This window comes from Photorhabdus australis DSM 17609 (genome assembly GCF_000711895.1).
Classification (GTDB): Bacteria; Pseudomonadota; Gammaproteobacteria; order Enterobacterales; family Enterobacteriaceae; genus Photorhabdus; species Photorhabdus australis.
In genome coordinates, this window is sequence record NZ_JONO01000074.1 from 1 (window position 1) to 17657 (window position 17657).

2 protein-coding genes are annotated in these 17657 nt (G+C 49.8%); one reads left to right on the plus strand and one right to left on the minus strand.

Features of this window, described 5'->3' with window-relative positions:
• Window positions 1–15934 (minus strand): non-ribosomal peptide synthetase (locus tag BO26_RS16885; RefSeq protein WP_036773492.1); only part of this gene is annotated, 15934 nt, incomplete at its 3' end.
• A 1429-nt stretch (window positions 15935–17363) separates the two neighbouring features.
• Here BO26_RS16885 and BO26_RS24945 point away from each other — a divergent pair.
• Window positions 17364–17612 carry a hypothetical protein gene (locus BO26_RS24945; protein WP_477707044.1) on the plus strand — a complete coding sequence of 83 codons (249 nt, stop codon included), beginning with the start codon at window positions 17364–17366 and terminating at the stop codon, window positions 17610–17612.
• The last annotated feature ends 45 nt before the right edge of the window (window positions 17613–17657 follow it).

Here is a 17657-nt window from a genome sequence, read left to right on the forward strand (position 1 = left end):
CCTGCCGGGCCAACTCACTAAAGAAATGATGCTGAGGTTGCATCGGCTGTTCCCCTAAATCATGAGGCGCTGGCGTATCAATCAAGCCCAAGAAATTCACCCCCTCTCCGGCATTCAAAAGTCGCTCAACAATCGCATAAGCCAATATGCCGCCTGAGGAGTAACCGCCTATCCGATACGGACCCTCCGGCTGAACCGCTTGCATTAAAGTGATCATTCTGACCGCCTGCGCTTCCATCGTTGCCATTGGCTCCTCATCGACTGACTGCCAGGGCAAGGCATAAATCGGGTAGCCTGATGGCAGATGGTTAGCCAGTCCGAAGACATAGGAATAGTCACCCATCCCACTGGGAACAAAGAACAATGGCGGTTCTGTTCCATCCTGTCGCACCGATATGGCACTGGTTTGCGGCTCAGACAACGAATCTGATGTGATTTTTGCGGCCAGTTCTGCCAACACCGGGAATTGGAACAGTGCATTTAATGTACAAACCAAACCCCGACCAGCAGCAAGGTTTGTCATTCGCATAGCGAGCAGTGAATGACCGCCCAACGCGAAGAAGTTGTCATATCGGCTGACCTGCTCAACCCCCAACAACTCACTCCAAATCGCCGCCAATACGGTTTCTACTTCTCCGAGTGGTGCTTCGTAAACTTGACGGGCAAAAGCTTGATTGTCCGGTGCCGGTAAAGCACGACGATCCAATTTACCGTTAGGAGTCAACGGAAACGCATCCAGACGCACAAAAGCTGACGGCACCATATAATCAGGTAAAACTGTACTCAGGTGGGTACGCAGGCTATTAACCAGCCCCTCATTCGCCTGCGCCACCACATAGGCAACCAGATGTTTGTCCTGCCCTTCATCCAGTGCCAACACAACAGATTTGCTCACCACAGGATGCTCCAGCAACCGGGCCTCAATTTCCCCCAGTTCAACACGGAATCCCCGGATTTTCACCTGATGGTCATTACGGCCAAGGAATTCCAGGTTGCCGTCTGGCTGATAGCGGGCCAAATCCCCGGTGCGGTACATGCGTGCACCCGGATCATCACTAAACGGGTCAGTCAGAAAACGTTCAGCCGTTAACTCAGGACGATGGAAATAACCACGTGAGACACCGACTCCCCCAATATACAATTCCCCTACCGCCCCCAGAGGTACTGGCTGACCATCGACACCCAGCAGGTAAACACGTGTATTCAGCAGTGGACGACCTATGATATTGGCCTGCCCCACCGTTTCGTTCAGACAGGATATCGTCGATGTAATCGTGGTTTCTGTAGGACCGTAGCAATTAACCAGAACAGGGAATTCACGGTGAGTCGATAACCAACGTTGCAACTCATGATCAGATATCGCTTCCCCACCAATGCAAATAATCCTTAAGCCCTTGTAAATATCGCCTGCATTAATATTGGATATTATGCGCCAGAATTGAGCAGGTACCGCAATATATGTAATTTCATAGGATTCACACAGACGCCAGAACTCCTGTGCGCTAAGGGTCCACTGATTTGTTCTCAAGACTAATCGTGCCCCCCGTGTTATTGCGCAAAATATTTCTGATGCACAAACGTCAAAAGAAAGGTTGCAAAATTGTAATATACAGTCACATGCATTAAGCGACCATGTTGTATTCAGCGAAGTAATTTGATTGACCAGTTGCCCATGTTCAACCATCACGCCCTTCGGCGTGCCGGTAGAACCGGAGGTGTAAATCACATAGGCCAGATGCCGTGAGGTTAATTCAGATATCTGCGGATTGCTGTCCGGCTGGTCAGGCAATGCATTCGGATCTAGTACCGTCAGCTCAGCAAGCGCCTTTTCGCCCAGCGCTGTACGCCCAGCGACATCGGCCAATAAAATAACCGGTGAGACATCAGCCAAAATATACGATAACCGTTCGCCCGGATAATCCGGATCTAGCGGCACATAAGCCGCCCCCGCTTTCAGCACTGCCAGCAGTCCCATGACCATCGCTGGTGAGCGTGCTACACAAATCGCTACTCGCTGGTCAGGTCCGACACCCAACGCAATCAGCTGATGGGCCATCCGGTTAGCACGAGCATTCAGTTCTGCATAGCTAAACGTCTGCTCCTCATAGACCAACGCTGTGATATCAGGCGTTCTCTCTACCTGTTGTTCAAATAGTTGATGAATACACCATTGGTCAAGATACGCTGTTTCTGTGGCATTCCAGGTTTTCAACAACAGTTTCCGTTCCGCTTCTGGCAAGATCTCCAATACCCGCACCGGCGTTTCTGGGGTCTGTTCCAGAGCCTCCACCAAGCTCTCCAGTGCCTGTTGCATATAACCGCATACCCGTTCTGACTCAAATGGCTGGACAACTTGCGCCGTCAGCCCCAGTGCGTCACCAAAATCTTCTACCGACAAGGCAAACGGATAGTTGGTAAGCTCCCGCGCGTTAAGGAATTCAATGCCTTGTACCATCTCATCGGCAGCCATCGACGGATCATTATGCCGGTAATTCAACAGAGCGCTAAAGAGAGGAGCACCATCCTGTACACCACTACAACGCTGAGCCAGCGCCAATGATGCATGCTCATGTTCTAACAATCCCGCCAGTCGGGTATGTGTTGCCTGTACACTATCACGCACCGACGTATCATCGATATCCAACCGTAGCGGTAGGGTATTGATAAATAGCCCCATGCCGCTGTCGATGCCTTTCCCCACCGCCATGCGCCCAAATACTACTGTACCGAACACCACCTGTTCCTGTCCGCTGGTACGCGATAACACCTGTGCCCAAGCCAGATGACACATAGCCGCCAAACTGACACCCAAACGCCGAGCCTGACTACGCAGACGGTCATTTAGCTCAGGAGCCAACATCCGCTGCGATTCCGTCACCTGTGAACTATTATGATGTACCTCCGTCAATCCGAATGGCAACGTTGGTTCATCCACTTCAGCCAGCATGTCGGTAAAGAAGCGGATATGAGCTTCCTGACTCACCCCCAATTGAGCTTGAGCCACCAGATTACGGAAAGATACTGGGGAAGGCAGACTGCCCTCTTGTCCGGCAAGATACGCCTGAACCTCGCTGTTCATCACATCCAGCGTGGTATGGTCACCAATCAGATGATGCAGCAGTTGTAGGGCAATCCACCGCCCATCTATTTCCTGTGCCACCACAAACTGCAATAACGGTGCCTTATTCAGGTCAAGACGATAGTGACAAGGATCAAAACGTTCAGCCAATTGTTCGCTAACCGATCCATCAGTCGGGTTCAATGTCAGTTCAGTCACTGACAAGGATGCCTGACGCCAAACCACCTGAGCTGGCACAGACAATCCTTGCCAGATAAAGGCGGTCCGCAGGATATCGTGTCTATCAACCACCTGCTGTACCGCCGCCAGATAACGATCCAGCAGAGCTCGATCAGCAAATGCCATCTGGCCGGATAGCAAATACGGATCACCTTCGTTTGCCAGTAAATGGTGGAATAAAATACCGTCCTGCAACGGTGATAGGGCATAGATATCCTGAATATTAGTAACCCCACCCGGTACTTGACCGACGATACGGTCAATCTCTGACTGAGTCAGATCTATCAACGGCAACATCACCGGCGTTAACGCCGTAGTTGCCGACGTAATGACATTAGGCGGTACTATCACGGCCTGATACTGACCTAGCGTTTGAGCCAAATCTGACAGCACCGGAGACTGGAACAGATCACGCGCCGCCAGTGTTAACCCCAAATGACGCAAGCGTTCAATCATCCGCACAGCGAGTAATGAATGGCCGCCCAAGGCAAAAAAGCTGTCATGTCTGCTAACTTGTTCAACCCCCAGTAGTTCACGCCAAATCGTCGCCAGGGCAATTTCTGTTTCTCCTTGCGGAGCTTCATAAACCTGGCGGGCAACGGCTTCATGATCCGGTGCCGGTAGCGCACGACGATCCAACTTACCGTTCGGAGTCAATGGCAGCGCATCCAGACGCACAAAGGCTGACGGCACCATATAATCAGGCAAAATGGCGCTCAGGTGATCACGCAAACTATTAACCAATCCTTCATCCTCTGGTGCCACTACATAGGCAACCAGACGTTTATTCTGCCCATCATCGAGCGCCAATACAGCAACCTCACGTACCGCCGGGTACTCTGCCAAACGCGTCTCAATTTCCCCCGGTTCAATCCGGAAACCACGGATTTTGACCTGCTGATCATTACGGCCAAGGAATTCCAAATTACCGTCAGGCAGATAACGAGCCAAATCCCCAGTCCGGTACATGCGCGCATCCGGATTGTCACTAAACGGATCAACAAGGAAACGTTCGGCGGTTAACTCAGGACGATTGAAATAACCCAGAGCAACCCCATCGCCCCCAACATAAATCTCACCGATAACCCCTGTCGGTACCGGCTGTTCATAAGCATCCAACAGATAAACACGCGTGTTAGCGATTGGCCGACCAATCGGAATTCGGGTCACTCCCTGCGGTAACGCCTCGATAGGATACATCGTGGTAAAGGTGGTTCCCTCACTCGGGCCATATGCCTGTAATAATTGTTGGGGCGGACGATTATCCAGAACCTGAGCAATCACCTGTAAATCGGGGATATCTCCCCCGAAAATCAGGATCTTAATCCGCGGAAGAATGGGGGATAACTCTGCCGCCAGCCGGTTAAACAACCCGATAGTCAACCATAGAACCGTAACGCGGTGAGTTTGTAAATCCTGCACTAACTCCTGTGGTGTCAGCAAAGTGGCATGGTTGATAATCACCAAAGCGCCACCGTTGAGCAACGGCGCCCAAACTTCAAACGTGCTGGCATCGAAAGCCGGATTAGCCGTAAAGGAGACCCGGTCATCCGGTCCGATTTCAGCATAGCCATTATTAATGACCAGCCGGACCACCGAACGATGCGGCACGATTACCCCTTTTGGCAAGCCGGTTGAACCGGAGGTATACATGATATACGCAGATTCAGCGCTAGAACGTGGTAAATCAGGATTGATATGATCTTCCTCTCTGACCGTGTCTGGCTCATCTGAGAGATAAAACAGTGGAACAGAGAGACCAACCGGAACATCCGATTGCCCATAAGTAATCAGTAAATTAGCTGAACAGTCATTTATCAACCAGTTTTTCCGCTCATCCGGCACGCTAGGATCTATCGGTACGTAAACAGCGCCGACTTTGAGAATTGCCAGTTGGGCCACTACCAATTCAATAGAGCGTGCGAACAAGGTCGCAATATGATCACCGGGACAACCTCCTCGTTCGATTAGCTGACGAGCCAACCGGTTAGCACGAGCATTCAGCTCCGCATAGCTCAGGATTTTATCTCCCGCTATCAGTGCCGTCGCCTCTGGGGTTTTCGCTGCCTGCTGCTCAAACAATTGATGAATGCATAGTTGCTCAGGATACGGTGCTTCCGTCGCGTTCCATGTTTCCAGCAATAACCTCTGTTCTGCTTCAGGTAAGATGTTCAATGCACGTACCGGCGTCCCCGGCACCTGTTCAAGCGCCTCCACCAGACTTTCCAGTGCTTGTTGCATATAACCGCATAGGCTTTCCGGATCAAACGGCTGCACTACCTGAGCCGTCAACCCTAATGATTCACCAAAATCCTCCACCGACAGCACAAACGGATAGTTGGTCCGCTCCTGCCCGCCAAAAAATTCAATACCGCTTATCAATTCATCTGACGTTTCCGGTAAAGCATTATGTCGATAGTTCAACAGACTACTAAAGAGTGGTATCTCCCCCAGCACACCACTGCAACGTTGAGCCAGCGCCAGTGAAGCGTGCTCATGCGCTAATAATCCGGCGAGTCGAGTATGTGCTATCTGTACGCTATCCCGTACCGGGGTCTCATCGATATCCAGCCGCAACGGCAAGGTATTGATAAATAACCCCATGCCATTCTCAGCACTCCCCCCTGCCTGCATACGCCCAAATAACACCGTACCAAACACCACATTCTTCTGGCCACTGGTGCACGATAACACCTGCGCCCAGGCCAGATGGCACAACGCCGCCACACTGACGCCCAACTGCCGGGCTTGACTACGCAGACGGTCATTTAGTGTGCTCATCAGCATCTGGTGGCATTCCACCACTTGCGAACCATCACGATGCACCTCCGTCAACCCAAACGGTAAAGTCGGTTCATCCACTTCTGCCAACATCTCGGTAAAGAAGCGGGTATGCGCTTCCTGACTGACACCTAACCGAGCCTGAGCCACCAAATTACGGAAAGGAACCGGTGCTGGCAGACTGTCCTCCTGACCAGTCAGATATGCCAATACTTCACGGTGCATCACTTCCATCGTTTCATGGTCACCAATCAAATGATGATGCAATTCCAGTAAAAACCAGCGACCATCGGTTTCCCGGGCGATGACAAAACGCAGTAGCGGTGCCTGACTCAGGTCAAGACGATACTGACCCGGATCAAAACGCCGGGCTAACTGGTCACTGACCGGACCGTCCACCGGGTTCAGTGTCAACTCAGTCACTGACAATGGGGCCTGACGCCAAACCACCTGTACCGGAACTGACAATCCTTGCCAGATAAAGGCGGTACGTAAAATATCGTGCCGATCAATTGTCCGTTGAACCGCTATCAGATAACGATCCAACAAAGAGCGATCAGCAAAAACCATCTGAGTGACTAACAGATACGGATCACCTTCTTTCTCCAATAGATGGTGGAACAAAATGCCATCCTGCAACGGCGATAACGCATAGATATCCTGAATATTCGCTATCCCTCCTGGCACTTGCCCGACGATGTGATCAATTTCAGGCTGGGACAGGTCAATCAATGGCAGCAGATCGGGGGTCAGCACTGTAATATCCGGTGTAATACGGTTGTCCGGCACCTGAATTTCATTATGCTGACCCAGAGACTGTGCCAAAACACAGAGTGTTGGATGTTGAAATAGCGTTTGTACCGATACACCCAAACCGATACGCCGCAATCGTTCAATCATGCGCACAGCGAGTAATGAATGGCCGCCCAATGCAAAAAAGCTATCATGCCGACTTATCTGTTCAACACCCAGCAGCTCACACCAGACAGCTGCCAGCATCGTTTCTACCTTCCCTTGTGGAGCTTCATAGACCTGACGAGCAAACGCTGCCTCCCCCGGCGCCGGCAATGCCCGGCGATCCAACTTACCATTCGGCGTCTGCGGGAAGGTATCCAAACGTACAAAGGCCGCAGGTATCATATAGTCAGGTAAAACGGTACTCAGGTATTCACGTAAATCAGCCGTCAATCTCTCATCCGCTTCCGCTGCTACATAGGCAACCAACCGTTTGCCCAGCTCATCATCCAGCGCCAACACCGCAGCCTCTTGTACTGCTGGGTGCTCCACCAACCGGGTTTCAATTTCCCCCAGCTCAACCCGGAAGCCACGAATTTTAACCTGTTGGTCATTGCGGCCCAGGAATTCCAACTCACCGTCCGGCAGGTAGCGGGCCAAATCCCCGGTGCGATACATCTGGGCACCGGATACCGGACTAAAGGGATCCGGCATAAAACGTTCTGCACTCAATTCTGGCCGGTTCAGGTAACCCTGTGCCACTCCCACACCGCCAATATACATTTCACCAATGCAACCTAATGGCACCGGCTGGCTATATCTGTCTAGTAAGTAGATGCGGGTATTTTTAATCGGCCTGCCTATAGAACGATCATCCGCCGGGGATAATATTTCCTTACAAGTCGCCGTCACGGTATTTTCCGTTGGGCCATAAGCATTCAACAGCTGGGGTCGATGGCCTTCTTGCGTAAACCAGTCCTGAATAGCGTTCTTTTTCACCGCCTCACTACCAATGATGATCAGCCTGAGGCAATCTGGCAGCGGCCATCCGTTGTCTCTGGCCGCCAGTTCAGACCAGAATAAAGTCGGCAGAAACAGAACCGTGATGCGGTTTTTCTGGGTTAAAGCAATAAATTCCGGCATCGAAGCCAGCCAATTGTCATCCCGAATAACCAGCGTGGCCCCGTTACATAGTGACGAGAAACACTCTTCCACTGAAACATCAAACGCAAACGCGGCAAATTGCAGCACTCGATCTTGCTCAGTAACAGCATAGCGCTCATTAACCCCCAGATAACGTTGATACAGCGCCTGATGTTCTACCATCACCCCTTTCGGTTGTCCGGTAGAGCCGGAGGTATAGATGACGTAAGCCAGATTCTGTGGCATCAACGCCGGGATCTGCGGATTGTTGTCCGGCTGGTCAGGTTGGATATTCGGGTCAAGTACCCTCAGCCCGGCCAATGCCTCGTCACCCAATGCTTCCCGGCCAGCTTCATCCACCAGAACCACTGACGGACCCGTATCATTCAGGATATACACCAGACGTTCCGCAGGGTAGGTTGAATCCAGCGGCACATAAGCTGCGCCAGCTTTCAGTACCGCTAACAACGCCACCACCATCGCCGGGGAGCGTGCTACGCAAATTGCCACCCGCTGATCCGGCGCAACCCCCAGCGCAATGAGCTGATGAGCCAGACGGTTAGCACAAGAATTTAATTGGTCATAACTGAGACTCTGCTCTTGATACACCAGAGCCGTAGCTTCCGGGGTTTTCTCTGCCTGTTGCTCAAACAGCTGATGAATACATAACGCGTCAGGATATACAGTTTCTGTCGCATTCCAGGTTTCCAGCAGCAGCGTACGTTCTGCTTCAGGCAGGATGTTCAGTGCTCGTACCGGCGTCTCAGGGGCTTGCTCAAGAGCTTCCACCAGGCTCGCCAACGCCTGCTGCATATAATCGCATATTCTATCCGGTTCAAACGGCTGCACCACATGAGCGATCAGCCCCAAAGTGGTCCCATCGTCCTCTACCGACAGCCCAAAGGGGTAGTTAGTACTTTCCTGTTCACCCAGAAATTTAATACCGTCCATCGTTTCATTGAAATTTCCCGGCTGATCATTATGTCGATAGTTCAATAAGGAGCTAAAAAGTGGCGTACCGCTGGCAACCCCACTGCACCGCTGGGCCAGCGCCAGTGAAGCATGCTCATGCGCCAACAACCCAGCTAGTCGTAGATGCACCGCCCGCACACTGTCACGTACCGGGGTATTATCTATATCCAAACGCAACGGCAAGGTATTAATAAACAGCCCCATACCACTATCAGCACCTTCCCCCGCTGCCATACGTCCAAATAGTACGGTACCGAATACCACTTTTTCCTGACCACTGGTACACGACAGTACTTGTGCCCAGGCCAGATGACACAAAGCGGCCAGACTGATGCCCAAATGCCGGGCCTGATGGCGAAGACGGTCACTCAACTCGATTGTCAGCATCCGGTGAGATTCTATCTCCTGCGAGCCATCACGATGCACCTCCGCCAACCCGAACGGCAGCGTTGGCTCATCCACATCCGCCAACATGTCAGTAAAGAAACGGGTATGCTCTGCCTGACTCATCCCCAGTTGGACTTCAGCCACCAGATTACGGAACGGTACCGGGTCAGGCAGACGGTCCATCTGCCCGGAAAAATATGCTTGTACTTCACAGTTCATCACTTTCATTGTGGTATGGTCGCCAATCAAGTGATGTTGCAATTCCAGTAAAAACCAACGGCCATCAGTCTCCTGTGCCACCACAAAACGCAATAGCGGTGCCTGACTCAAATCGAGACGATAATGACGGGGATTAAAACGTTGCGCCAGTTGATCACTAACCGGCCCATCAGCCGGGTCCAGCGTCAATTCCGTCACCGACAAAGGGGCCTGACGCCAGACTACCTGAGCCGGGACGGATAATCCTTGCCAAATAAAAGCGGTCCGCAGAATATCATGACGATCAACCACCTGTTGCACCGCCGTCAGATAACGATCCAGCAGAGTCCGGTCAGCAAAGACCATCTGACCGGCTAACAAATAAGGATCCCCTTCGTTTGCCAGTAAATGGTGGAATAAAATACCGTCCTGTAATGGCGACAAGGCATAGATATCCTGAATATTGGCAACCCCGCCTGGCACTTGTCCGACGACAGAATCAATCTCTGTCTGAGTCAGATCTATCAACGGTAACATCGCCGGCGTTAACGCTGTAGTTGCTGGCGTAATAACATTAGCAGGTACCATGACAGCCCGATGTTGCCCCAACGTTTGAGCCAGTTCTGACAACACCGGAGACTGGAACAAATCACGCGCCGCCAATGTCAACCCCAGATGACGCAAGCGTTCAATCATCCGTACAGCGAGCAGGGAATGGCCGCCCAACGCAAAAAAGCTATCATGTCGGCTAACTTGTTCAATCCCAAGTAATTCACGCCAAATCGCCGCCAGGGTAATCTCCGTTTCTCCTTGTGGCGCTTCGTAAATCTGACGAGCAACAGCTTCATTATTATCCGGTGTCGGTAACGCACGACGATCCAACTTACCATTCGGAGTCAGTGGAAACGCATCCAGACGCACAAAGGCTGACGGCACCATGTAGTCAGGCAAAATTGCACTCAAATGAGCACGCAAACTATTAACCAATCCCTCCTCATCCTCTGGCGCCACTACATAGGCAACCAGCCGTTTGTCCTGACCATCACTCAGCGCCAAAACAGCAGCCTCACGTACTACAGGGAGTTCAGCCAGACAAGCCTCAATTTCCCCCGGTTCAATCCGGAAACCACGGATTTTAACCTGTTGATCATTACGACCAAGGAATTCCAAATTACCGTCCGGCAGATAACGAGCTAAATCCCCGGTCCGGTACATACGTGCATTCGGTTGATCACTAAATGGATCAATCAGGAAACGCTCCGCCGTCAATTCAGGACGATTGAGATAACCACAAGCAACCCCGTCTCCGCCGACATAAATCTCTCCGGTCGCCCCCAACGGCACCGGTTGACCATAAGCATCCAGCAGATAAACACGTGTATTAGCAATTGGCCGGCCAATGGGAAGCCGGGTTACTCCCTGCGGTAACGCTTCAATAGGATACATTGTGGTAAAGGTGGTTCCTTCACTCGGACCATAAGCCTGTAATAATTGTTGTGGTGGATGGTTACCTAGAACCTGAGCAATCACATGCAAATCGGGTATATCCCCCCCGAAAATCAGAATTTTTATCTGCGGAAGAACCGGGGACAGCTCCATCGCTAGCCGGTTAAACAACCCGATAGTCAGCCACAGAACAGTGACATGGTGAGCCTGTAAAACCTGCACTAACTCCTGCGGTGTCAGCAAAGTATCATGATCGATAACCACCAGAGCGCTGCCGTTAAGCAAAGGTGCCCAGACTTCAAATGTGCTGGCATCGAAAGCGGGGTTAGCCGTAAAGGCCACCCGATCATTGGGTCCGATTGCAGCATAGCCATTATTGATGACCAGCCGAACCACCGCACGATGCGGCACGATTACCCCTTTTGGCAGGCCGGTTGAGCCGGAGGTATACATGATATAGGCTGACCCAGTACTGGAACGCGGTAAATTAAGGTTTATCTCCTCTTCAACTCCGTTCGTATTTTCCTCATCAAAGAGACGGAACAGCGGAACAGAGAGACCGACCGGAATATCAGATTGCGCATCAGTAATTAGCAACTTAGCTGAACAATCATTTATCAGCCAGTTTCGCCGTTCGTCTGGCACACTGGGATCTATCGGTACGTAAACAGCACCAACCTTAAGGATAGCCAACTGGGCTACCACCAGCTCAACTGATCGTTGCAACAAGATCACAATGTGTTCATCCGGGCAAACGCCTTGTTCGATCAATTGACGGGCCAGACGGTTAGCACAGGCATTCAGTTCTGCGTAACTGAGAGTTTTATCTCCCGCTATCAGCGCTGTCGCTTGCGGAGTTTTCGCTGCCTGTTGTTCAAACAACTGATGAATGCATAACTGTTCAGGATACAGAGCTTCGGTAACATTCCACGTTTCCAGCAACAACTTCTGTTCCGTTTCAGGCAAAATGTTCAATGCACGTACCGGCGTCTCTGGTGCCTGTTCAAGCGCCGCTACCAAACTTTCCAAAGCCTGTTGCATATAAACGCATAACCGATCCGGCTCAAACGGCTGTACCACCTGAGCTGTTAGCCCCAGAGATTCACCAAAATCCTCCACCGACAGCACAAACGGGTAGTTGGTCCGTTCCTGTTCACCGAGGAATTCAATACCGTCCATCATTTCATCCGAAGTCACCGGCTGATAATTATGTCGATAATTCAATAGGGCACTAAAGAGTGGCGCACCACTGACAACCCCACTGCACCGTTGGGCCAGCGCCAGTGAGGCATGCTCATGCTCCAGCAACCCAGCCAGTCGTAAATGCACCGCACGCACACTGTCCCGTACCGGAGTCTCATCGATATCCAACCGCAGCGGCAGGGTATTGATAAACAGCCCCATACTGCTGTCAGCCCCCTCCGCCACTGCCATGCGTCCAAACAAGACGGTGCCAAACACCACTTTCTCCTGACCACTAGTACGCGACAGCACTTGCGCCCAGGCCAAATGACATAAGGCCGCCAAACTGACACCTGAACGTCGGGCCTGATGGCGAAGACGGTCATTCAACCCGGCTGTCAGCATCCGATGTGATTCAATCACCTGAGATCCATCACGATGCACCTCCGTTAATCCAAACGGCAACGTTGGTTCATCCACCTCCGCCAACATGTCGGTAAAGAAACGGGTATGGGATTCCTGACTTACCCCCAACCGGGCTTCAGCCACCAGATTACGGAAAGGGACCGGCACAGGTAGGTAATCTGCCTGCCCGGTAAAATACGCCTGCACTTCGCGGTGCATCACTTCCATTGTTTCATGGTCACCGATCAAATGATGCTGCAATTCCAGTAAGAACCAACGACCATCGGCTTCCTGAGCAATGACAAAATGCAGTAGCGGTGCCTGACTCAGATCAAGACGATACTGATCCGGATCAAAGCGCCGGGTTAACTGGTCAATTACTGGACCGTCAGCTGGGTCCAGCGTCAGTTCCGTCACTGGCAACCGCGCCTGGCGCAAAACCACCTGTGCCGGAACAGACAATCCTTGCCAGATAAAAGCCGTCCTCAGGATGTCATGACGATCAACCGCCTGTTGTACCGCTGCCAGATAACGGTCCAGCAGAGATCGGTTAGCAAAAACCACCGGATAGAGCACCAAATAAGGGTCGCCTTCTTTTTCCAATAAATGATGGAACAGGATACCGTCCTGCAACGGCGACAAGGCATAGATATCCTGAATATTCGCTATCCCTCCCGGCACCTGCTCAACGATGTGCTCAATCTCAGGCTGGGTCAGATCAATCAGCGGCAACATCGCCGGCGTCAGCACCGTAGTTGCCGGGGTGATGACGTTGGGTGGCACCATCACAGCCCGGTGCCGTCCCAACGCTTGAGCCAGTTCAAACAACACCGGAGACTGGAACAGATCACGTGCCGTCAATGTCAACCCCCGGTGACGCAAACGCTCAATCATCTGCACGCCAAGCAGTGAGTGACCACCCAACGCAAAGAAGCTGTCATGCCGGCTAATCTGCTCAATCCCCAGTAACTCACGCCAAAGTGCTGCCAGAATAATCTCAGCCTCGCCTTGCGGGGCAGCATAAATCTGGCGGGCAAAATCTGCCTCTCCTGGCGCCGGTAATGCCCGGCGATCCAGCTTGCCATTTGGAGTCTGCGGGAAGCTATCCAGATGCACAAAAGCCGCCGGGACCATATAATCCGGCAACCGGGAACTCAGGTGTTCACGCAAACGAGCAACCAACCCCTCATGCTCATGTGTATCCACCGTCACATAGGCGACTAACCGTTTGCCCTGCACGTCATCCAATGCCAGTACCACCGCCTCTTGCACCGCCGGGTATTCCACCAGTCGGGTTTCAATTTCCCCCAGCTCAACCCGGAAGCCACGGATTTTAACCTGCTCGTCGTTACGCCCCAGGAATTCCAAGTCCCCATCCGGCAGGTAGCGAGCCAAATCCCCGGTCCGATACATCCGCGCACCAGATATTGGACTAAAGGGATCCAGCATAAAACGTTCCGCGCTTAAGGCCGGTCGATTCAGATAACCCCGTGCCACCCCCACGCCACCAATATACATTTCGCCAGTGCAACCTAATGGCACCGGTTGGCCATCTCTGTCCAGCAGATAAATGCGGGCATTCTTAGCTGGTCGGCCAATAGAACGCGCATCTGCCGGGGATAACACATCCTTATAGGTCACCGTCACGGTGTTTTCCGTCGGTCCATAACCATTCAATAGCCGGGGCCGATGGCCTTCCTGAGCAAACCAATCCTGAACAGCGTGCTGTTTTACCGCTTCACCACCAATGATGATGAGCCGGAGACAATCCGGCAGCGGTAATCCGCTGCCTCTGGCCGCCAGTTCGGACCAGAATAAAGTCGGCAATGACATCACGGTAATACGATATTGTCGGACTAAGGCAATAAATTCCGGTATAGAAGTCAACCAGCTATCATCACGCATGACCAACGTGGCCCCGTTGCATAATGACGAGAAGAAATCTTCCACTGAAACATCAAACGCAAACGCGACAAATTGCAGTACCCGGTCTTTCGCTGTAACCGCATAGGTGTCATTAAAACCCAAATAACGTTGATAGATAGCCTGATGTTCTACCATCACCCCTTTCGGCTGCCCGGTGGAGCCAGAAGTGTAAATCACATACGCCAGATGTTGAGGTGTCAACTTAGCTACGAATGGATTGCTATCCGACTGGCCAGGTAGAGTATTTGGGTCAATTACCGTCAGCCCGGCTAACGCCTGTTCGCCCAGCGCCATCTTCCCGGTCGCATCAGCCAAAACCACTGACGGAGCCACATCACTCAAGATATATGCCAGCCGTTCTCCCGGATAGGTCGAGTCCAGCGGCACATAAGCCCCACCCGCTTTCAGCACCGCCAGCAGCGCCACCACCATTGCCGGGGAACGAGCTACACAGATTGCCACCCGATGGTCCGGCGCCACCCCCAGCGCAATCAGTTGATGGGCCAGGCGGTTGGCACGAATATTCAGTTCAGCATAGCTGAGAGCCTGATCTTGATACACCAATGCCGTCGCTTCCGGGGCTTGTTCCACTTGTTGCTCAAATAATTGATGAATACATAACGGATCAGGATAAGGGGTTTCAGTGGGATTCCAGGTTTCTAGCAGCAATGTCCGTTCAGACTCAGGCAATAAATTAAGCTGTCCGACGGGGATTTCATCGCCGTCCCTTTTCGACAATACCAACACCTGTAAGTGTTCGCTCATCCGCTGGACCACTTCCCCACTCAGACGGTTCTTATCGTAAATCCAACGAAAACCACCCTGCGCATTAATCTGAAGGGTCAGCAATACGCCGGGTACCTCTTGATCATGCTGCCTGTCATCCTGCATCACAGAAACAGCGATCCGCCACGGATGACTGTTTGTTAATGCCGGGATAGCTCGCAATAAAGGAGAGCGAGAGAAGAGATCTCGGCTAAATGTATGGTGCTGTATCAACCGCGCAAGCTCGTCATCAACCTGGTCAGATATCACACTCCAGGGAGCATCAAACGCCACCTCAATGGCCATGGGTACCACCGGCGCCAAATCTGCCGGATTATCGTTTACTTCCACGCACCAACCGATTTGGAATTCGGTCTGACGAGTCAAACGTGCAAGATAGATAACGAATGCCTGCAACAGTATCCGCAATGAGTCCTCTTCACCATTTTTTGGCAACGGAGGCTGCCAGGGACTCATTACCCATCTGGGTTCTGTCTGTTTCCCGGTGATTTCGAAAGGTAACTGGAAGGGTTGCAAAGAGGCAAGACGCTCACACCAAAATAATTCACTAGATGTAAATTCCTGGTGAATATTCTTTACGTTCTGAATTTGTTGTGAAGTGTTATTTACGCTGATTATATTTTCTGATGTCGGAGCCTGAAGAATATTTCCTACTTCAGCAATGTTATCTTTCATTTATTACCTCAACGAATCTGTTAGAAATTTGAAAACCGTCATTGCTGACAGTTATCATCAATGTCTTTCTCTTACTTCTTGCCCCCAAGAAATAAACACGGACACGCCTGACATTAATTCAAGATACTCAGATACTGGATGCCATAGCCCGGTTAATAACAACCAATGTGAAATTCCTCGACGTTAATTTCCTCGATAACGGAATAAATGACTTATTTTATGACCTTGGAATAAGACATTCTTTTTTATTCCTGCTTTCGGATAAACGCTGTTAATTTACTGCAATTTTTATTATCTGATACTGAATCCCATAATAAAGAATAGAATCTTTAACTATTTTTAACTATTTTTAACTATTTTTAACTATTTCTAACTACATTGATTATATATAAACATTAAATCATTGTTATAATTCACCTACTTTATACTAATGTCAAATCAAAATTATTTAACAAAGACATTAAACCTTTTAAAATGATTCACATTAAATTATCAAAATGTTATTCTGATAATCACCTGTAAAGTATTCCTTCCATTTTGATAAGGAACGAACACTTCAAACACCAAATGCAACTTATGCAATATTGATAAAAAAACTTGTAGGCTCAATTAGGTAAAATATAACATCAAATTAAAATAATTCATAATACATTATTTTAAATGGCAAAAACATGCCACTCAAGTAAATATCACAAACAGGAAATGAAAATTAAAAACTATTTAATTAAACATTATATCGAAATAATCAGATCATAAAGGAATATAATTCCAGTTATATTCAATATCATAAATAAATAATTTTAAACTAAAACAGCTTAATTATGCCATAATAAAACAATGTGATTTATACCTGTTATCTTTCAAGTTGCCTCTTTGTTGGTTGCACTCACTCACCCCGGTCACATAGTTATCTATGCTCCCGGGGATTCGTTCCCTTGCCGTCGCGATGCATCTTGAAATCTATTGGGTATACATGATACTCAAAAACACCTAATGTCGTGCTTCATACACAACTGAATGAAACAGAAAGATATCCGTTTCGAATTACCAGAAAATGCTATGGTCGCTATGAAAAAATAGGAAAAATTTAAAAATGGATTAATTAGACAAAACTTTCAAAAGGGAATCGATTTAAATGAATTCTCTGCTAAGGAAATAAATGTTGTGGTAACCCGATTAAATAATCGCCCCCTGAAAGACACTGAGTTGGAAAATACCAAATGAATTATTTAAAAGAATACGAATATATTTACCTCCGAATTAACGATATTGTACCTATTATATGAATCTACCATTTCTCATAATCCCACGACACTTTTATTGTTCACTTATCTCCCCAGGAGGGCGAAGTAGCGGATATAAATTAATTGATTTTTTCCAGTCATTGTTACGTATATTGCTAACGTATGATTTCAGATAATAGTCTCAGGTGAATAAACCGGTAAAAACAGCAAATAAAATTGCGTTTTTTCAATTCATTCGCCGCTCAACAGAAGAACGTACAGCACAAAACGTTTCCGCTATCAGAGCAACGCCATTGCCACGATATCGCCTCAGCCTCGTCAAACAGAGGGAAAGGTTTTTACCTGTTCGTGTAATAACGAAAATTCAATTTTTGCAAGTGACTTTTTCCAGAAATGAGACCTTGTTTTGTGACATTCATCACAAAATAAAATAAAACAATAAAATTAATTTGAAATCATTAACATTGATTATTAAATGA